We start from the raw sequence: 19,170 nt of genomic DNA, 5'->3' as shown, positions 1-19,170 counted from the left end.
TCTAGCAATGGAGAGTGAGCTAAGCGCTTTTTTGTATTGCGTTATTGCCTTACCTAAAAATTAATCTTTTTGTGGGGGGCAGAACCCTTCTGCAGTTCCTTGGCGTAAACCAAAAGCTCCTTACGTGATTTTACGCCCAGCTTGCTGTAGATATTTTTATTGTGGTATTTGAGCGTATTATCGGTAATCTCCAAAATCTCTTGGATATCCTTACCGGTCTTACCCTCTATGTACATGTCGAAGATTTGGCGTTCCTTGTTGGTGAGATTTTTAAGTTGTTCTACGAACAGGGAATAGGTGGAATTATCAATTTTGGGCTGTTGTTTGGCAAGAAGGCTATCAAGCTGTGCCTTCGCTTGTTGGTACTGTGCAAAGGCTTGTTGCTTCTGGTCCTCCAACTCCATGTGGATACGGGCGTAGTTATGCTCTGCTTCCAGCTTTTGCCTTTCCAGTTCTTCGGTTAGGGCTGTATACTCGATTTCCAACCGATTCTTTTGCTGGTGCAGGGCGTAGAGCTTTTGCTCCTGCTCCTTATCCTTGTCGGATAGATAGTCCAAAAAGTCATTGATTTCTACAATATTACTGTCTAGAGAACCGTCTAAGTGCTTATCTTTAAGGTGCTCGATGGTATCAACAATGGGAACCACATAACGGTGGCTGAACCATAAGCATGCCAAGGCAAATGCTATCAGGATGATAATGACCATGGCTATCAGCTTCAGACGTCCGGTATTAATAATACTATTGTATGCCGATTCAGGCATTACAACAGTCAAAAGATGGCGGCTGCGGCCGAAATTCATAACCATCTGCTTACCAATATAGGGCGGGGCAGTTGAATCCTCGTTGCTGGAAAGGTAGCTATAGCCGTCAATGGTATTATCGGTACGATCAGGAGTATATTCACTAGCGATACCGGTAATACGTCCTGAAAAACTATCCTGCTCGTTGCTGTCAAAAAGGTTGCAGCTAAGCTGAGGGTAGTTGGGGTTATGGATAGCATACTTCATTTGGAAGACAAGGTCATTCATTTCAAAGCCGACAACGCCGATATTAGTACCTTGGAGATGGATGGGAACTAAAATATAGTGGGCCTCTCCCAAGTGTCGCGGATGGGACCTGACTGTGTCATGAGCCAAGCGTTGCTCAAATCCTCCACATAATTGTTCATTACATGGTTGTATTGAGGCAGCAGACTGGGGAGCATTTCCAGCTGCCAAGAAGTATACATGGCAATCTGATGCTTACGTGCCAAGCTGGGAATACCACGGATGAAAGTCAGGGTATCGTTATACTTGCTATCTGCATAGACGTTAATATATTTCAAATACAGTGCATGTTTGGTTTTATCCGGTACATGGCTGTTGACTGTAGCATTAAGCATATAGAAGGCTCCGCTGCTGGATGACATGTGCAGATTCCGGCGTAGAGAACCAAAAACAGCAGCTTGGATATCTTCAAGTGCTTCCGGATTATTATTTAAGTCTTTGAATTCTATTTGGCGGGCAAGCAACTTGCGTTCTACAATCTCAGATATTTCCCGGGAAAGACTTATGCCTATGGCAGCTGTCTTATCAACTTCTTCGTTTACCTTGACAGCGGCACTTTTCAACTCGTAATCCATAGCGGTCTGCACATTCTTATCCTCAGGATTAAGAACGCCTAAAAGACTCAGCAGCAGGATTGCACCGGTAGCAAAACAGCACAGAAGCAACACGAAATAAACCGCCAAACGCCCCCGCAAAGTACGGTTCATTTCCGGCAACTGTTTTATGATATTAGGCAGCTGTTTGATTAATGAATAGACTCGCGCTTCCAGCTTACTCATAAGACATTACTCAATCTGCGACGGAGAGATTTTAAGGTAGATTCTACAAGCTCATTTTCTACTGCTTGGGGATCTTCACCGGCACTAACACGTTTTTTATATTGTTGTCTAGCGTTTAACAAATCTCTGCGCCATCCACTTTCAAAGGTTTCTTGGACTACGCTGGTGGATTTATACAGGGGGGCCGTGCTGAATTTATAGGTTTTACGCATTTCACCAATGGTGGTGTACATTTCATGGTAGCCAGGGTTGGCAACAAGCTGCACATCTTTGTCAAGCGCTTCGTTGGCAGCTTTGGTTACAGGAATATAGCCTGCGCTAGTAGCAAAGGGCAGGTTACGTTCTTTATCGGCAAGCCACAGGGCGAAGATGGTAGCAGCTTTGTTGCGGCGTTCGTCATCGCTCTTAAATGCAAACAGACCCACACCTCTTTGGATAACGGTGGGGTTGGAATCTTTAAAGTTGGGGTAGGGATAGAATTTCAGGGAGATATTTTCCTTAGTATTATCCGGATAGGTCACATAATTACGCACGTAAAGAATACCTGCGCTAGAGCCAATACCTACAGCCAGTTCGGCAGTGTTCATACGGTCTGTAAAAAAGCCGGGATAGGGGGACTGGCCACCGCAAATAGCAGTACCGGCAACGGCTTTAAAAACACGTTGGAATTGAGGACTGTCAAAATCGGCCTTACCATTTTTAACCATGCTGCCGCCCATAGCTTCGACATTAATAAGGAAGAGATTATACAGGTCGTCTGCTTGGAGCATGTCCTTGCCACCGCTCCATTTGTAGAAGGAACGGCTGGCTGCTAAAAGGGAATCCATATCCTTAAAGGCTTCTGTACCAATGCCGGTAGCAGAGGTGAATTTATCAAAATAGGTTTGGTTGACATAGACTACTTCGGTGGAACGGGCTATAGGCAGCATAAGCAGTTTGCCGTCAAAGGTGCCGTCATTTAAAAATTCAGGGACAAAGCTACCAATTTCTTCCTTGGTAAGGTGCTGCTTCCAGTCCAACAAAGCTTCTTGGGGCAGGTAGTTAAGCACTCTGGGGTAGGAGGTGAAGAGATCCGGCAGGGGCAGGCTGCCAGGTTCCTTGCGGAAGGAGGCTACGATATTTTTATCAATATCTTTACTTTTGGTAACGGAGGCGACTTTAATGATGACGCCCTTCTGCCTGCCGACCGTGCTATTGAATTCTTCAATGAGCTTGTTTAAGGGAGAAATCGTATGATGACCATAAACGTGGCAGATGGAAAGGGTAATAGGATTCTTGGGGTCGGGAGCACTGTTCTTACTGCAGCCCCAAATGATCATCGATAAGAATAGTAGAATGAAGACGAATAAATATTTTTTTTGTGTGCGTACGTTCATAAAGCATGCCTCGCAATCAAATATTTTTGAAAAAATTCCCGCTTTCCCACCCTTTTTGGGGGTAGGGGTGGGGTGTTTTTCATGATTTTGTGGGATAATTTCAGCAAGGAGAGGGAGATAAAACTCCTAATCCACGTAAGTATATTATAAATCGTTTGCTGCGTGACTGTCAAAGTAAAAAGCAATTTTACGATGCAGGTTGTAAAGCATACGGAATTTAATCATAAGGAGGAAATGATTATGGGTTTAATTAAAGCGGCATTAGGTTCTGTTGGTGGCGTACTTGCCGACCAATGGCGTGAGTTTATTTACTGTGAAAGCATTCCTGCCGACGTATTGGTTGTGAAAGGCAAGAAGCGTACTTCTTCCCAAGGTCGCAGCTCCAACACTAGTGCAGAGGACAACATCATTTCTAACGGCTCCGTTATTGCAGTTAACGAGGGTCAATGCATGATCATCGTTGAGCAAGGCAAGGTTGTAGACCTGTGCTCCGAGCCCGGCGAATATACCTACGATACCTCCACCGAGCCTTCTATCTTTGGTGAGAATTTAGGCTCTAACCTGATGGCAGTTTTCAAAACCATGGGTAAACGCTTTACCTTTGGCGGCGACCCCGGCAAGGACCAGAGGGTTTACTACTTTAATATTAAGGAAATCGTTGGCAACAAATACGGTACTCCCAGTGCAGTGCCCTTCCGTGTATTGGATGCACGTATCGGCCTGGATATCGATATCGCTATCCGCTGCTTCGGTGAATACAGCTATCGTTTGACCAACCCCATTTTGTTCTATACCAATGTCTGCGGTAACGTTTCCGAAGAATATAACCGTAAAGAAATCGACAGCCAGCTGAAAACTGAGCTGCTGACTGCTCTGCAACCTGCCTTCGCTAAGATTTCTGAAATGGGTATCCGCTACAGCGCACTGCCTGCACATACTACTGAAATGAGCGAGGCTCTTAACGAAGTCCTTTCCAAAAAATGGAAGGATTTGCGCGGTATCGAGATCGTTTCCTTTGGCGTATCCAGCGTAAAAGCTAGCGAAGAAGACGAGCAAATGATTAAAGAATTCCAACGCAATGCTGCTATGAGCACTAACCCGGCTATGATGGCTGCGCAAATGGCAGGCGCACAAATGGAAGCTATGAAAATGGCAGCTGCCAACGAAGGCGGCATGGGCGCAGCAATGGGCTTCATGGGAATGAACATGGCGCAACAGGCTGGCGGCAGCGCAATCAGCAGCCTGATGCAGCAAGCTCAACAGCAACAACAACAAAATCCTTACGGCCAACCCGGTTACGGCCAATATGGTCAACAACCTCAACCCGGTTATGGTCAATATGGCCAAGCACCTCAAGGATATCCTCAACAAGGCGGCATGGGCGCAGCAGCACCGGCTGCAGGCGGTTGGACCTGTGCTTGCGGCACTACCAACCAAGGCAAGTTCTGTGCTAATTGTGGTAGCCCCAAACCGGAACCTAAACCGGCTGGCGGTTGGACTTGCACCTGCGGTACCACTAACACCGGCAAGTTCTGCGCTAACTGCGGCAGCCCCAAACCAGCGGAACAAGCTCCTGCAGGCTGGGTATGCAGCTGCGGCACTACCAACACCGGTAAGTTCTGCGCTAACTGCGGCAGCCCCAAAACGGCAGCAGCTCCTACCATGATCAAATGCGATAAATGCGGTTGGGTAGCTCCTGATCCTAACAATCCGCCTAAGTTCTGCCCTGAATGCGGCGACATCATCAACGAAAACGATAGACAATAAGATTTGACAGCATCACTCCCCTGTCCCTGAGTTGATAGGGGAGTGGTACTAAAAAATGAGGTGACGATTATGGCAGATACTTCTGTAAGCTATAAATGCCCAAACTGCGGCGCCCCTTTAAGCTTTTTGCCCGGCGCTGAAAACGTAACTTGCGAATACTGCGGTGCTGAATTTACTATAGCCGCTATTGAAGAAATGTTCCAAAAGGAACAAGAGCGGGCAGCGAAGGCTGAAGCCGCTAAGGAAGCAAAATTCGACGCTGCTATGGCAGGCGGCGAATGGACGGAAGAAGAGGCAGCAGCCCTGAAAACCTTGACCTGCTCCAGTTGCGGTGCTGAGCTTGTCTGCGACGAGAACACCATGGCGACCGAGTGCTGCTACTGCGGCAACCCCACCATGCTTCCCGGACGTTTTGATGGTAGCTTGAAACCGGATCTGGTAATCCCCTTTAAAAAGACCAAAGAGGATGCTGTGGCAGCCCTCAAAAAATTCTACGAAGGCAAAAAGCTGTTGCCTGATGCCTTCACCGCTAATAACCGTATCGAAGACATCCAAGCAATGTATGTACCATTCTGGCTGTTCAATACTGATGTTAGCGCCGAAGGCGAATACAGCGCAGAAAATGATTCCGTAACTTCCACCAGCGACCGTACTATTACCGTAACCAGCTTCTATAAATGCCAACGTGAAGGCGAAATGAGCTTTGAAAAGGTTCCTGTAGACGGCAGCGTAAAGATGGACGATACCTATATGGAAAGCATCGAGCCCTTCGATTACAGCGAAATGGTTCCCTTCAGTGCTAGCTATCTGACAGGCTATCTTGCAGATAAGTACGACGTTGAGGCTGAGGATGCGGCTGGTCGTGCGGACGAGCGTATCAGCAATAGTGCGAAAGCAGAACTGGCGAAAACCGTTACCGGCTATGACCGTGTAACAGGTTCCGAGTGCATAGTTACGAAGAACGATAGCAGCATGCAATACGCAATGGTGCCCGTTTGGATTTTGACTACCCGCTTTGAAGATGTTCCCTATACCTTCATGATGAACGGCCAAACCGGCAAATTTATCGGTCAACTGCCCATTGATAAAGGTAAGGAAAAGAAATACGGTGCAATTGCCTTTGCGGCATCTTTGCCCGTTATGTACTTCGTCGGCAAGTTCCTTGCTGCAATGTTCTTAGGTTAAGGAGGGACCATCATGAAGAAAATATTTGCAATTTTAACCATGCTGGTAACCCTTTTGGTAGCCAGTGTTTCCTGGGCAGCAGCGCCCAGCCTGCAGGATAATGCAAGAGTAATGACTCCGCAAGAACGCCAAGCTGTTACTGCGTTGTTGAAAAAGGTTGAGGCTGATAACGGCATCCGCTGTGTAGTAGTAACTGAAAAAGCTATTCAAGGTACTCCTGCAGATTTTGCTAATAGCTTGGTTAATAATGTTTATACCGATGGCAAGAATGGTACGATTCTGTTCCTGCAGGTTACAGGCAACAGAAAATGGCATGTTTCCACTGACTTGAAAATGAAAGAGGCTGTAGTTGGTCAAGACGGTTTGGAATACATGAGCAAGGAATTCCTGCCTCTTCTGAAAAAAGGAGACAATGTCGGTGCTTACAAAGCCTTCGCAACTAAGGCTGGCGAACTGGCTGCCTACTACAAGGCTAATGGTAAGGGCTGGGAGCCTGATTACACCGTTCCCGGTGCTATCATCGCGTTGATTCTCTCCGCAGGCATTGGCTTGATCTACATGGCTTACCTGCGTGGTACCATGAGCAATGTAGCTGACCAAGTAGCAGCAGATGCTTACATTAATAAGGAAAGCTTCAATCTGACCTACCAAAACGATATGTACATGGGCTCCAGAACAACCGTAGTTGAAAAAGCATCTAAGAGTGATGATGACAACGGTTCTTCCGGTAGCGGCTCCAGCAGCAATGGTGGCGGTGGCGGCGGCTACTAAGCCTTAATACCGTTAGTAAGAAGGGAGATGACACTATGGCACTAAAAAAATTACTGGCACCCTTGGCAGTGGCTGCTATCCTAGCAGTTCCTGCAGGTGTAATGGCAGCAGAAAATCCCTTGGCAGACTTGGATACTACTCCTCATAAAATCGAAATGGGTATTAGTTGGGGTGGTGTTGCTTCCGATGTTGCCAGACGTAGCGGTGGCAGCAGAGTCTATAATAGAACAGGTATCAGTGATTCTACGATTAGAGACGGAGTGAAAAAAATGAGCATGAAGAGCGAAACTATTACTTTCAGAACTTTGCCCAAATCCCCGGCGGAAATGGAGAACATTAGAGATCGTTTCTATTGTGCAGCAAACGCTATTGCAGCCTTCTGCCGCTATACCGAAGATCCCCAAGGCGCCATTGAGATGCTCAATGCACTAAGAGGGCCTAATCCCATGAGCAATCAAGAAATCCAATTCTTGAAGGAGCGCCTTGCTAACAAAAAATATCTGCCTTATTCCTACTTTAAGGGTGCAACCGTACAGAACAATTACACTCCTACACAGCCTTACGAAATCAAAGTTAGTGAATATGCAAATTCCTATCAGTCTGAAGGCTATGTAAAGCTGCAGGTTACTAGTGCCGGTGCAGATAATCCCCGTTATATGACCTTACGCAAGAAAAATAGTACCGGCGAATGGTTCCTGTGGGAGTATTCCGGTATTCTGTCCGGTATCCGTATTCCTGCTGCTGACGATCCTTGGGCATAAGCAGTACAAACTTCAAAAAATTTGAAATAGGGAGTTGTTCACTATGTTTAGCAAAAAATTAGCATACGTAGTATTAAGCGGTATTTTGGCATGCAGCATTCTTGCCGGCTGCGGCGGTGGTAAGAGCGGCGAGCCTCCCAAACCGAAAGTACCTGTATATGAGCAGATTATGAATGACACTAATCTGAAATTCAAGAAGGTATTTGACCTGAAAGGCAACAAGAAAGCTGTTGTAGTTAAACTTGATTCTACTGATTTAGTTCTGAGCAACAACTATGATGAAAAAATCAATGGTACCAGCAACAGAAACAAAATCTATGTCAACAACGGTCCGATTGGTACCTTTACTTACGAAATCGATAAGAACTATAAGCTGATCAATAAGGGCGTTTTGAAGACTTCCTCCCTGCAAAAGAATCAAATCAGCCAAGATGGTTCCTATCTGTACTTTGTTAACGATGTACCTAACAAGCTGTATCAGGCAGAGGTTCGTGCTATCTCTACTAATTCTGTTTCCAATAATGTGAAGATTGAGCTTGCTAGCCCTGCAAGAATGACTTTGAAGATGGATGGCGGTATGTTCGTTGCTAGCGAAGGACGCACCGGTCTGGTAATTAATCCGGATATGCCCATTGATGTTTATAAGTTGTCCAATGGCAAGCTGGATCAACAGCCTAAGAAGAATGTCTTCCCACCTGTTGGTTGGCAATCTGCCGCATATATGGCTAAACTGAACTATGTGGAAATGGATAGTGATACTGTTTACTTTGCAGGCATGCGCCAAACTCCCAGCATGGGGCGTGAAGCTGTAGTTGCAGCCTTCAATACCAATGGCAAGGAGAAATACACCTTGGCAGGTCGTCATGACGTATCCGAGTTCAAGGAACCCAGCCATGTAATCTCCACTAAGAGCTATCTTGTTATTCAGGAAGCTAATGGTTACAAGATGCACTTCTTTGATAAGAGAAACGGTACCTACATTGATACCATTAACATGAATGACAAGAATCTCCGCAAAGAGCTTGGCATGGAAGGTAGAGCCTTCAATGGTGTTATCGGTATCGATCCAAAATGGAGCGACAAGCTGATTCTGCTCAACAATATCAGAAATAAAGCTCCGGAAGCATACTTGGTACAAATTGAAAACGCTGTAAATAAATAGGACGTGAAAAAGAGGTCGAGAGCATTGCTCCCGACCTCTTTCTTTGGGGGTGTAAGAGTTAAGTTTGATTTCCTTGATGTTAGTGTTTGAAAATCAAAGTTTTAGGGTTTGTCGTTTTTCTTTAACCATTCTTGCTCCAATTCGCTGCAGGGCTCTTGGATAAGGGGCAGGAATTCCTTCTTGAAATCTCCATAGCCTTTGGGGGAGCAGTTGCTGCCGCCAAAGGACTGTTTCTGTCCATCTGCATACTTGGTAGTAACCGTAAAGCTATAGCCGTCCATAACATCGGGATTGGTCTTTTGCCAACCATGCCAGCGGTGAATCTTGTGCTTGAGGCAAATGTCGTTGAGTTGTTCTACCAATCCTGCGGGAGCAGGAGCGGTTACACGCTCGCCTTTCTGCATGTGGTTATTGGCATAGAAGAAAACAGGTGGCTTTTGGGTACCGTCAACACCGTAAGTGTAGGAGTAGTTGGCGCTGCCGCTGCGGTAGGTATAGGCAAAGTGCACCAAGCCGCTGCGATTTGGGTTTGCACTATTGCCTGCGCCATCCTTGCCTACTAGGGCGAAGCCTGTGCCTGGGAGGAGAATGTAGGCTGCAGCCACGCAAAGGGCGAGGGCGGTAATGCCTGCTAAAATGTAGCTTTTCATATTTATAACCTCCTTCATGATGAAGAGTATCTTTATCTCTAGTCTAATTATGTCATAAAGCTGGGGCAAAGTCCCCACCCAAAGGGCGCAAAACAGGTGGGAAAACGCAAAAATTTTAGAAATTCACCATTTTTCCCACCCCTTTTGAGGGTTGGGGTGGGGACTTTAGGGGACTTCTGCTTTATAATTTACCATAGATAGAAGGCTATACCTTAGCTTAAAAATATTAGGAGGACGAGCTTATGAAAAAGATGCTTTTAATTGCGACACTTGCTGCAACTTTGTTGACCGCTACTACAGCCTTTGCTAATATGCAGGGGGCATATAACGAAGGTGGTTCTACTTGCTATTCTGAAACTGCTGCCCAGACTGCCGGTTGCGATATTAGAATTATGCCCAATGATAGAACGGACGGCGAATATGTGGGCATGGTTGAAACTCCCGGCCCCGGCAAGATTTACTTCCAGCTGCGTCCCGGTAACGAGGTAATCAATCTGCGAGTAAATCTTTTGCAAGACCCTAATTTTGAAAATGACAAGATGACCTTTAGGGAAAAAGAACTGTATTACGTACAGGATTTCTCCGGTAACAAATACCTCGTCATTAGCGATGTTATTGAAGGCACAATTCCCGATTTGGGCATTTCCTATCAGGATGCACAAAACAGAGTCCGTAAATTCTATGTTACGATGAGCGGTATGGACGGTTCCTTAATGTTGGTGGAATACTAAGAACACTTCCGACTAAGGTGGAGGTGAAGAAATGCATAAATTTGCTAATTTGGCTATGACTGTGGCGTTGAGCATGGGGATTGCAGTAAACGCACACGCCTTGGAGGTTGGCTATTACGCTAAATTTGTGGATGGCGAAGAGGTAGCCAATTTGCAGGTAGTCAGCAATGACCAAGAGAACGGTAGCAGCTATGTCCAAATAGTTGCTAAGGCGCCTAAGGGCGATGAGCGACTCCATTTAGGTGGTTATGCTTTAGCCGAGGCGCAAGGTGAAAAATTGATTTTTACAGTTTCCCGCACTAATGAAGCACCTAGGGACAGCATCCTGCGTTGGGTGGATGAAAACCTCGACACAAGTGTAGGTGAAGATTTACTTACCAAGCCTGTGGGGCTTCCTCAAGAGGCAGATCTTTATAGTTGCTTTATTCCCTACACTGATCAGGATAGGCAAAGCTATACGGTAAAAAGCACAAGCAAAATGCCTGTGGATATTAGTGGTACCTATGTGCTTCAAACGGAGTTGGGCGCCTATCCCGACGGAACCTTGATCAGAGCATATCTTGAAAGCTTGGATAGTAACATAACCGGGTTGGAGATGCAAAATTGGTATACCTACTCCATAAGAGAGGTTGATTTGTTGGAATCCGGGGAACGAGCCTTTGCTGTTTGGACTACAGGTTCTGATAACTTCCGTAGGCTGTTTGTAGTCACTGCGGATTTGGGAAAGGTGTATATTACCGATAGTGCACTGATACAGCCGGAAAGCCAAATGAAATTGGTTAAGGGCTAAAGGGAGGAATAGATTATGATATTAATATATGGTTTAGTATTTGTCCTGCTTGTTCTTGCAGGCGGGTTGGCAGAAGCCGCTATCAGCAACGGTCTGACTTGGGAAGAACCGGAGGTTATGATTGCGTTTCTTGCTTTCGAGGGCCTAATTCTTTTTGCTTGCTATAAAGTTATCAAGGAGAACTGGCAGGATGCCAAGAAAACTAAACTGAAGGATGAAGCTAAGGAAATGGCCAAGGACGTTCTGGTAGCTGATTTTTCCGGTGTAGAAGATAGCAATGACAATATGCGCTTGGTAACAAAATTCCGCAAAAGCTTGGCAGAATTTTTCAACCAACGTATTATGTTGGAGAATGCGGCAATTCAGGATGATGCTACCCAAATGTATTGGAACATCGCCCAATTCCGCAAAAAACGCTTGGAACGTCTCAATGTTAAAATGGACTTTAAATCTGAGCGTAAAAACTATGGTGATGCCTTTGACAGCTTCCGGCAGGTAGAGACCTTCGACGGACGTTATATGCTGACCCGTATTAAAGAACATATTGCTGCCTGCGCCACCTATGTACGTGAAGGCAAGCAGCTTTTCAAGAGAACCTATACCCAAGCTGCCTACTATACTGTGCTCAGCGCCAAAACCCAAGGTAGCGGTATGGTAGTCTGCCCTAACTGCGGTGCTGAGTCCACCCGTGAAAATTTAATTGACGGCTGCGATTTCTGCGGTACTAAATTCACCATCGAGGATTTGGGCAAGCGCGTAGGCGATTTTGCGCTACGTAGCGATTACGAAATCCAACTTGCTAAATTTGACAAGGCTTCCAGAGCCGTTATCAACACCTTCCTCTTTGCATTGGACTGCATTACCTTCATTTGTGTGGCTCCCTATATGTTCTTAGGTATATTGGATGAGATGGGCGGCATTATGTACCCCCTCTTTGCAGCAGTCTTTGGCGGTGCTATAGCAGTAGGCTTCGTTCATCTTGTATTCAGCAAGCTCATCTCCTTTATGGTGCTCAATGTAACCGTTGTCCATAATATTGTGAACCATTTTGTGAATATTCCTGTTATGTTCTATAAACAAGCAGAAGCTGCTGACGCTAAGGAAGAAAAGGCAATCCGTAAATACGATCCCGAGTTTTCCATTGGCGAATTCTACTCCAATGTCCAAAACAAATTGGCAGCTATCCATTATGCAGACTTTAGCGACCAAATCAACGCTTTCACCAACTTTGATTTGAGTGACAAGCTGGCTGCCTACAAAAATATTATGAATGTTGACGTAGATAGCATTGCTTTGAAAAAATATGATGTCAAAGATGGCTACCAGGTTGCCAAGGTTGATGTAAAGCTGACTCTGCTCATGGATAATCCCAATGGCAAGCGTGCTTTTGAAAAGGGCGAAAAATTGCGGCTTACTTTGGTTAAATCCGCTGCCTGCAAATCCCAAGCTGTTTGCGGTCCTTCCGTTATGACTTGTAAGGGCTGTGGTGCCAGCATCTCCCTGCTGGATGGCAAAACTTGCCCCCATTGCGGACGTGAAATTGATTTGGCAGAGCACGATTGGGTAATCAGTAGCTATAAGGTTGCATAATTTAGAAAGGGGTATATGACAATGAAAGGCTTGAAAAAATTATTTGTACTTTCCATGGCAGTGGCAAGCACCACTATGCTACCCTTGCTGGCAATGGCGAAGGATATCGTAATTCTGCATACCAACGATATTCACTGCGGCGTTGAGGATAATTTGGGCATGGCGAAGCTGTCCCAATTGAAAAAAGATTTGAGCGCAGACAACCATGTTATCCTTGTGGATGCCGGTGATGCGATTCAAGGTACTCCCTTGGGCAAGATGTCCAATGGTACTGCAATCGTGGATATTATGAACGCTGTGGGCTATGATTTCTGTATTCCCGGCAACCACGAATTTGACTTTTCCATGGACAACTTCTTGAACAATATTGTTCCTCGCCAAAAAGCTGGCTATTATAGTGCTAACTTTACGGATTTACGCACTAATAAGCCTGTGCTGCCTGCTTACAAAATTATTGAAGCAGAAGGTAAGAAGATTGCCTTTGTGGGCGTAACCACTCCCAGCACTATTGTAAGCTCCACTCCTTCCTTCTTCCAAGGCAGCAATGGTGAATACATCTACGGCTTTGCGGAGGATGAAAAGGGCAAGGCTGTTGCCAAAGTTACCCAAAAGGCTATTGATGAAGCACGCAAGAAGGGTGCGGATTATGTTATCCTAGTCACCCACATGGGTATGAATGGTTCCCAGGAACGCTATCAGAGCGAGATGCTGATTGAAAATACCAAAAATGTGGATGCAGTTTTGGACGGCCATTCCCATGAACGTATTCCCAGCTGGTTGATTATTAATAAGAAGGATAAGAGGGTAGTCCTCGGTCAAACCGGTACCAAGCTGAAATCCATCGGCAAGCTGACTATTACCGAAGATGACAATATGCAATATGAACTGGTCACCAAGATTGACAAGGCAGATCCTGTTGTTCAAAATGTTATTAATAATGTCAAGGCTCCCTACGAAAAGATTTTGGCACAGCCCATTGGTGAATCCATGGTAGTTATTTGCCACGATGATCCTAAGACAGGTGAACGCATGGTACGCAAGCAAGAAAACAGCTTAGGCAATCTTGTTGCCGATGCGTTTAGAACTGTTATGGGCGCTGATATCGGTATTGTTAATGGCGGTGGTCTGCGCAAGGATATTCCTGCAGGCATTTTCAACTATAACAATATTTTGCAAAGCATGCCTTTTGGCAACATGGTTTCTACAGTTGAAGCAACGGGCCAACAGATTTTGGATTTGTTGGAAATGGCTTCCTCTAAGGTTCCCGGTGAATCCGGTGCCTTCATGAGTGTTTCCGGCATGAGCTATACTATTGATACTTCCATTCCCAGCTCTGTAAAATTGGATCCTAAGGGCATGTTTGAAGGCGTTGAAGGACCATACCGTGTAACTAACGTTATGGTGAACGGCGAACCTTTGGATTTGAATAAAAAGTATATTGTTGCAGGTCCCGGCTATACGCTTAAAGAGGGTGGCGATGGTATGAATATGCTGACCAAAGGCAAGCTGTTGAAGGATGCTTCCATTAGCGAAAGCGATGCTGTCATTGAATACATCCAAAACTATCATGACGGCAAGATTCCTGCAGACTATGCTAACCCCTATGGCGAAGGCAGAATTACCATTAAATAGAATGGCAAAGCTTACTAAACAAGCTTAGGAAACTGTTGAAGTAAATATGTAACTCAAAAGCCTAACGTGAAGGTGTTGTGAAGCATTAACGCGTTAGGTTTTTGAGTTTAGAGCTAGGCTGCAAGATGTACTTGTTGTTTTGGGTGTGGCAGGATTTAGTTGATTATACAAAGGTGGGATGACCATGTTTGATGCTGTTAAGCTGAAGAAGGATGCCGATAAAATTATAAAAAGCAAGCTTTTCCCCGATAATGAGGCTTTGCCGGATAGAAATGAGGAGGAAGTGCTGCTGACCAATTTCCGCAGAAGCTATGCCAAATTTTTTGAAGACAAAATTGTCAAAGAAAACAGTCCTATTCAGGAGCAAGCAACTCAAATTTATTGGAACATTCTTCAATTCCACAAAAAAGATTGGAAAAGCTTGGCATTAGGCTGGAGTTTGATTCCGAGCGCATGAATTACGGTCAGGCGGAAAACAGCGTGGTTTCTCTGTCACAGTTTGATGGGCGCTATCTTCTCACTCGTGTTAAGGAGCATATTGCTGCAAGCTGTACTTTTTTCAAGGGAAACAGAAAGCTTCACCATAAAAAATATAAGCAGGCTGCCTTTTATACATTGCTTAGTGCGGAAACCCGTGGGGATGGGTTGGTTATCTGTCCCAACTGCGGCAATCCTACTACCCGTGAAAATTTAATTGACGGTTGCGATTATTGTGGCACCAAGTTTACTGTGGAGGATCTTGGCACCCGCGTAGGCGATTTTGCCCTACGTGATGATGTGGGTATTGAATTTGCTAAAATGAAGAAGAACGCTGATGCTTATATGAATTGGCTTTACCTGCTTACCTTTAGCATTTCCTTCATTATTTTTTTCGGCATCTGCTATCTATTTATAGATAGTGGTGGTTTCTTTGGGGGCACCTTTACCTATTTCTTATGTATTATTGGCATTAGTGCTGTTGTTTCCGCCCTTGTCTGTGCTGCAGTTAAGGCGATGCTTTACGAGTATATTATGCGTGCTACAGGTTTGGAACATCTTGTGGATCTCTATAGGCATACGTCCTATAGGGCTGTGGACAATCTGGAGCACCAAGATACAGAGGCTGAGCGCATGGTGCAGAATTATGATGAGCTTTTTTCCATTAGTGATTTCTATTCCGGTCTGCAAAATAAGCTGGCTGCCATTCATTATGCTGATAATAAAGAGCAGATTAACGCCTTTACGGTGGTGGATTTAGGTCATTTAGTGGAACGGTATAAGAATGTGATTAATATTGATACGGAAGAGATTGTCCTAGAAGATTACTATGTGGATGGAGCTTATCAGGTTGCTACGGCACGCGTCAAACTCAACGTGCTGCTTAATGAAGCCATGGGCGCCAGGAGCCGTATAGAAAAGCTACGTGTGCAGCTGGTGAAGTCTGCGGACTGCAAGACTCAGGCTGTATGCGGACCCAGTGTTTTGCGCTGCAGGGGCTGCGGTGCCAGCTTATCATTATTGGAGGGCAAAGCCTGCCATTATTGTGGACGTGAACTGGATTTGTCGCAATACGATTGGGTTATCAGTGACTATAAAATAGAGATGTTTTTGTAAGAGCGTATATAGTTCAGTGGCAAAAATGTGGCTGTGAAGTCTGTGTTAGAATAATAAAGTTTATTAAAAACCGCCGATGAGGCGGTTTTTTTGTGCGCAAAATAAATTCTGAAAACCCTCTGTCGCTTCGCGACGAGGCTGAGGGGTGGTGATGCGGCAGCTCGCTGAGTGGTTATAGTGCAAATATTAAAATAATTTGTGCCGAGCGAAGAAGGAATGGAGATTTTTGTGTGTTGTTTTTGCAACATCCTTTGCGTTTTTCTCCCCTAAAAATATGTGACATAAAAATGTACAGATTGTGCAAAATTCTTGACTGTAGAGGCTTGTCAGTGCTATAATCAACAGTAATAAGTACTAATAAGCGAACTATTAAAAATAATAAATAATTGAAAGAATGTTGACAAATTAAAAGCATAATCATTTAAAGTAGATTTTTATTTAAAATAAAGTTAATTGATACAAGAATATATTATTGTTAAAAAGAGGAAGGGGATAGTTATGGCAAACAATGCTAAACTAAGAAACTTTGCATTTGGTGTGGCGCTGGCTTTAGGGTGCAGTGCTTTGGGCAGTGTGCAGATTGCGTTTGCGGAAGAAACGATTCCGGAAGATGGAATGGACTTTGCTTTGGAGGAGATTACCGTTCAAGGCAAGCGTCCGATTTGGGAGGAAAAGCTTTCTCCGGGCAGTGTGGACGTTATTAGAACGGAAGATTTTAAGGGCGAGCAAAAAACTTTGGCTGATATGCTGCTGACTGTGCCCGGTCTGCACGTGCGCGAGGTAAACGGCAAAGGTCAATACACTACTGTTACTGTGCGTGGTTCTACTGCGGCGCAGGTTGGTATTTTTATTGACGGTGTTTTAGCGAACCTTGGCGGCGATAGCGCTGTTGACTTGTCCACTATTCCTGTTAAAAACGTAGAGCGCATCGAAGTATACCGCGGTTATGTACCCAGCCGTTTTGGTGGTACCTTTATCGGCGGTGTTATTAACATTGTTACGAAAAAGCCGGAAACTACCAATGTTTCTCTTGAAGTTGGTAAGAGCTCCTATGGCGGACGCAAAGGCTCCTTGGAGTTGACTGCTCCTGCAGGTGCTGGTAGCTTGATGGTTGGTGTTAACTATGAATCCAGTGATGGGGATTTTAAGTATAAGAACTACGCAGCAGAACATGCGATACCAACGTATGAAAGTGAAATAACTACAAATCAAGATAGAATTGATAATTTTGATGCAAAAAACATAGATAATTTAGTTAATGGCAATGTAGTAAGTTTAAGTCAAGATCAAATTGCTTACTTTAAATCCAATAGTGATGCTTGGCTCGGGTATGTACGTGATTCAAGTGAAAATGGATTAAATGCTAATATAAAAGATAATAAATACAACTATTATGCTAGCCAGTTTGAAAATGACCCTAATAAGCTTGAAAGTCAGTTTATTGCTGCAGGCATAAAAGACCAGTATATAGCTGCAATTGACCAATTAAATCAAATGGGAGAAAATTTTAAGCCTGAGGATTGGTTTGCGTATGCACAGGCTGATTGGAATAGTAATGGCAATGGTGAGATTGGTCTTATAGATGCCAAAGATAAAAATGAATTTATTAATGATTATGCTAATGCTAATATTGATAAAGATGCTGCGGATATTGTTGCAGATATGGATCCTGAAACCAGTAAAACTCTTGCGGGTTGTAAAGATACTGTAGAAAAGAATAAGGATAAGCTGAAAAAGGCACGTGATGCTTATCGGTGGCGTCAATACAACGATTATGAAAACGGTAGTGCGATTATTAAATGGCAAAATGCTGATTGGGTAATTAAAGGTACCTACAACAAGATTGACAGACATTTACCGGATGGTGTATGGGGCGGTGACGTTTATAATGCTCCTATTAATAATGCTGTCGATGTTGACGACAAGTATTATTACGATAGTCGTAGACAAAAAGTGGAATCTACTGGTTTGATGTTGCAAAATCGCAAACAGACCGGCAAGTTAGAGATTGGCTGGTTAGTTGATTATCTGCATCAAGATAAAAATTATCGTGCTGAGCATATAAATTTAGAAGATGGTGAAAATTACACTCAATGGGATAGAGAAAACACACCGTTCCGTGAATGGAGTGAGTATACTTCTGATAAATATAACTTCCAAGTAGATGGTAGCTATCAGCTTTCTGCAAAGAGTATGCTTGATTTCCAGATGAACTATTCTACAGAGCGCATGGATGTGGATGGTTCTAATTTGAATAAACTTATCAATGATGAAAACAACAATAATCCTACGTATGCTGGGTTACGAAATCGCTACGATCAGGAGATTTTCAACATTCAGTTGCAAAACTCTATTACTTTGGATGACAAAGGTGATTGGGTACTGACACCAGGTATCCGTTATAACCAATCCAAAATTACCGGTTATAGCAGTGGCAAAAATTTTGAAAACAACCAATTTAAATGGGTTAAGCCCAAAGAATCACAAACGGATGGTAAGGCAACTTGGCAGTTGGCATTAAAGAAGCGCTTTGACGATCGCTTTACCTTGCGTTCCACTGGTGGCACGTATTATCGTTTACTTAACATGTCTGAAATCGCAGGTGATGGTGCTGGTATTCTACCATCACCTTCTAATAGTAGTGGTTCTGGTTCTACTTTCCCTGTTCCAGAGCAAGGTAAGCAGTTTGATGTTAGTGCCATTATGAGCAATAAATTCCTTGGCGCAGATAACGATACCATCTTAACCTACTTCTGGCGTGATTCTGAAAATATGCTGCAATTGGTACGTAAGGGCAAGGATTATTGGTGTTATTTCAATGATAACAAAGGCACTGTACGTGGCGTAGAATTGCAATCTAACTTCAAATGGAGTAAGTTTGATTTAGAAATGCAGGTTACTTATCAAAAACCAGAGATGGAACGTATGAATAGTGCGGTTAATTATGACTATGCAAAGGTTTGGGCTACGTATCAACCGGAGTGGGAGGGTAATATCCGTTTAACATATAATCCATCTGAAAAGGTTTCTATGTTCACAGAAGCACATTATACTGATGAATATTTTACTGATTCTGCTAATGATGCAAAAAATAGTGAAGATAGGTATTTGTCTGGCAAGCCAGTTACTGACTTGACTGTTATAAATACTGGTTTAAAACTGAAACCTGCATCTAATTGGCAGTTAACCTTTGGTTGCAATGATATCTTTAATGAAGCTCCTAAAGCAAAAATTAGAGTAAGGGGCGCAGATTGGTCAGGCTATGTAAACAATGAATTTCCGATTCAAGGAAGAACGTTCTATTTTACAGCGAAGTATGATTTCTAATAGGAGG

The 19,170-nt window shown here is 44.1% G+C and carries 16 protein-coding genes; 12 read left to right on the top strand and 4 right to left on the bottom strand.

Features of this window, described 5'->3' with window-relative positions; all coding sequences use genetic code 11:
- Positions 1-53: 53 nt before the first annotated feature.
- Genes ACJMM4_RS09540 through ACJMM4_RS09530 form a run of 3 tightly spaced genes read right to left on the bottom strand, consistent with a single transcriptional unit; the run spans position 54 to position 3,204 of the window.
- A complete protein-coding gene (locus ACJMM4_RS09540) occupies positions 54-1,139 on the bottom strand; it encodes a LuxR C-terminal-related transcriptional regulator (RefSeq protein WP_405384209.1) in 1,086 nt (361 codons plus the stop codon).
- Entirely contained in the window at positions 1,079-1,828 is a 750-nt protein-coding gene (locus ACJMM4_RS09535; protein WP_405384207.1) for a hypothetical protein, read from the bottom strand. Before ACJMM4_RS09535 ends, ACJMM4_RS09540 begins: the two co-directional genes overlap by 61 nt.
- Positions 1,825-3,204: an extracellular solute-binding protein gene (locus ACJMM4_RS09530; protein WP_405384205.1), complete on the bottom strand. Its 1,380-nt coding sequence runs from the start codon at positions 3,202-3,204 to the stop codon at positions 1,825-1,827. Before ACJMM4_RS09530 ends, ACJMM4_RS09535 begins: the two co-directional genes overlap by 4 nt.
- Positions 3,205-3,444: 240 nt before the next feature.
- On the opposite strand from ACJMM4_RS09530, the gene ACJMM4_RS09525 reads away from it, so the two are divergent.
- The 5 genes from ACJMM4_RS09525 to ACJMM4_RS09505 all read left to right on the top strand — a co-directional run bounded on the left by ACJMM4_RS09525 (position 3,445) and on the right by ACJMM4_RS09505 (position 8,850).
- The gene (locus ACJMM4_RS09525) at positions 3,445-4,971 is read left to right on the top strand and encodes an SPFH domain-containing protein (RefSeq protein ID WP_405384203.1); all 1,527 of its coding nucleotides are present in this window, start codon (positions 3,445-3,447) and stop codon (positions 4,969-4,971) included.
- 69 nt (positions 4,972-5,040) lie between these two features.
- Positions 5,041-6,156 carry a zinc finger domain-containing protein gene (locus ACJMM4_RS09520; protein ID WP_405384201.1) on the top strand — a complete coding sequence of 372 codons (1,116 nt, stop codon included), beginning with the start codon at positions 5,041-5,043 and terminating at the stop codon, positions 6,154-6,156.
- Positions 6,157-6,168: 12 nt separating this feature from the next.
- Positions 6,169-6,927, top strand: a complete 759-nt coding sequence (locus tag ACJMM4_RS09515) for a TPM domain-containing protein (RefSeq protein ID WP_405384199.1) — start codon at positions 6,169-6,171, stop codon at positions 6,925-6,927.
- A 35-nt stretch (positions 6,928-6,962) separates the two neighbouring features.
- Complete coding sequence (locus tag ACJMM4_RS09510; protein ID WP_405384197.1) at positions 6,963-7,688, top strand: DUF6935 domain-containing protein; 726 nt, start codon at positions 6,963-6,965, stop codon at positions 7,686-7,688.
- 43 nt (positions 7,689-7,731) lie between these two features.
- On the top strand, positions 7,732-8,850 hold the full coding sequence (locus ACJMM4_RS09505; protein ID WP_405378466.1) for a hypothetical protein: 1,119 nt from the start codon (positions 7,732-7,734) through the stop codon (positions 8,848-8,850).
- Between the two features lie 101 nt (positions 8,851-8,951).
- Here ACJMM4_RS09505 and ACJMM4_RS09500 read toward each other — a convergent pair whose 3' ends face one another.
- Positions 8,952-9,500: a hypothetical protein gene (locus tag ACJMM4_RS09500; protein WP_405384195.1), complete on the bottom strand. Its 549-nt coding sequence runs from the start codon at positions 9,498-9,500 to the stop codon at positions 8,952-8,954.
- A gap of 242 nt (positions 9,501-9,742) precedes the next feature.
- On the opposite strand from ACJMM4_RS09500, the gene ACJMM4_RS09495 reads away from it, so the two are divergent.
- The 7 genes from ACJMM4_RS09495 (at position 9,743) to ACJMM4_RS09465 (ending at position 19,163) form a co-directional block, all read left to right on the top strand.
- Complete coding sequence (locus tag ACJMM4_RS09495) at positions 9,743-10,231, top strand: hypothetical protein (RefSeq protein WP_405384193.1); 489 nt, start codon at positions 9,743-9,745, stop codon at positions 10,229-10,231.
- 31 nt (positions 10,232-10,262) lie between these two features.
- The gene (locus ACJMM4_RS09490; RefSeq protein WP_405384191.1) at positions 10,263-11,021 is read left to right on the top strand and encodes a hypothetical protein; all 759 of its coding nucleotides are present in this window, start codon (positions 10,263-10,265) and stop codon (positions 11,019-11,021) included.
- Between the two features lie 15 nt (positions 11,022-11,036).
- Positions 11,037-12,611 (top strand): hypothetical protein, encoded by a 1,575-nt coding sequence (locus tag ACJMM4_RS09485; protein WP_405384189.1) that lies wholly within the window; start codon positions 11,037-11,039, stop codon positions 12,609-12,611.
- A 21-nt stretch (positions 12,612-12,632) separates the two neighbouring features.
- Positions 12,633-14,243 carry a bifunctional metallophosphatase/5'-nucleotidase gene (locus ACJMM4_RS09480; protein WP_405384187.1) on the top strand — a complete coding sequence of 537 codons (1,611 nt, stop codon included), beginning with the start codon at positions 12,633-12,635 and terminating at the stop codon, positions 14,241-14,243.
- Between the two features lie 184 nt (positions 14,244-14,427).
- Positions 14,428-14,700 carry a hypothetical protein gene (locus tag ACJMM4_RS09475; RefSeq protein ID WP_405384185.1) on the top strand — a complete coding sequence of 91 codons (273 nt, stop codon included), beginning with the start codon at positions 14,428-14,430 and terminating at the stop codon, positions 14,698-14,700.
- Positions 14,697-15,836, top strand: coding sequence for a hypothetical protein (locus ACJMM4_RS09470; RefSeq protein WP_405384183.1), 1,140 nt, complete (start codon positions 14,697-14,699; stop codon positions 15,834-15,836). Before ACJMM4_RS09475 ends, ACJMM4_RS09470 begins: the two co-directional genes overlap by 4 nt.
- A 498-nt stretch (positions 15,837-16,334) precedes the next feature.
- Positions 16,335-19,163, top strand: coding sequence for a TonB-dependent receptor (locus ACJMM4_RS09465; RefSeq protein ID WP_405384181.1), 2,829 nt, complete (start codon positions 16,335-16,337; stop codon positions 19,161-19,163).
- Positions 19,164-19,170 lie beyond the last annotated feature (7 nt).

This window comes from Phascolarctobacterium sp. (assembly GCF_045124115.1).
GTDB lineage: Bacteria > Bacillota > Negativicutes > Acidaminococcales > Acidaminococcaceae > Phascolarctobacterium_A.
The sequence above is the reverse complement of the archived record's forward strand: the minus strand, read 5'-3'. Positions and strand labels throughout refer to the sequence as shown.

What these genes read in the sequence shown, in the direction of transcription:
- ACJMM4_RS09475 (WP_405384185.1), top strand. Translation starts at nt 14,428, where the DNA reads ATGTTTGATGCTGTTAAGCTGAAGAAGGATGCCGATAAAATTATAAAA.
- ACJMM4_RS09505 (WP_405378466.1), top strand. Translation starts at nt 7,732, where the DNA reads ATGTTTAGCAAAAAATTAGCATACGTAGTATTAAGCGGTATTTTGGCA.
- ACJMM4_RS09515 (WP_405384199.1), top strand. Translation starts at nt 6,169, where the DNA reads ATGAAGAAAATATTTGCAATTTTAACCATGCTGGTAACCCTTTTGGTA.
- ACJMM4_RS09480 (WP_405384187.1), top strand. Translation starts at nt 12,633, where the DNA reads ATGAAAGGCTTGAAAAAATTATTTGTACTTTCCATGGCAGTGGCAAGC.
- ACJMM4_RS09490 (WP_405384191.1), top strand. Translation starts at nt 10,263, where the DNA reads ATGCATAAATTTGCTAATTTGGCTATGACTGTGGCGTTGAGCATGGGG.
- ACJMM4_RS09500 (WP_405384195.1), bottom strand. Translation starts at nt 9,500, where the DNA reads ATGAAAAGCTACATTTTAGCAGGCATTACCGCCCTCGCCCTTTGCGTG.
- ACJMM4_RS09485 (WP_405384189.1), top strand. Translation starts at nt 11,037, where the DNA reads ATGATATTAATATATGGTTTAGTATTTGTCCTGCTTGTTCTTGCAGGC.
- ACJMM4_RS09510 (WP_405384197.1), top strand. Translation starts at nt 6,963, where the DNA reads ATGGCACTAAAAAAATTACTGGCACCCTTGGCAGTGGCTGCTATCCTA.
- ACJMM4_RS09470 (WP_405384183.1), top strand. Translation starts at nt 14,697, where the DNA reads ATGAATTACGGTCAGGCGGAAAACAGCGTGGTTTCTCTGTCACAGTTT.
- ACJMM4_RS09520 (WP_405384201.1), top strand. Translation starts at nt 5,041, where the DNA reads ATGGCAGATACTTCTGTAAGCTATAAATGCCCAAACTGCGGCGCCCCT.
- ACJMM4_RS09525 (WP_405384203.1), top strand. Translation starts at nt 3,445, where the DNA reads ATGGGTTTAATTAAAGCGGCATTAGGTTCTGTTGGTGGCGTACTTGCC.
- ACJMM4_RS09530 (WP_405384205.1), bottom strand. Translation starts at nt 3,204, where the DNA reads ATGAACGTACGCACACAAAAAAAATATTTATTCGTCTTCATTCTACTA.
- ACJMM4_RS09495 (WP_405384193.1), top strand. Translation starts at nt 9,743, where the DNA reads ATGAAAAAGATGCTTTTAATTGCGACACTTGCTGCAACTTTGTTGACC.
- ACJMM4_RS09465 (WP_405384181.1), top strand. Translation starts at nt 16,335, where the DNA reads ATGGCAAACAATGCTAAACTAAGAAACTTTGCATTTGGTGTGGCGCTG.
- ACJMM4_RS09535 (WP_405384207.1), bottom strand. Translation starts at nt 1,828, where the DNA reads ATGAGTAAGCTGGAAGCGCGAGTCTATTCATTAATCAAACAGCTGCCT.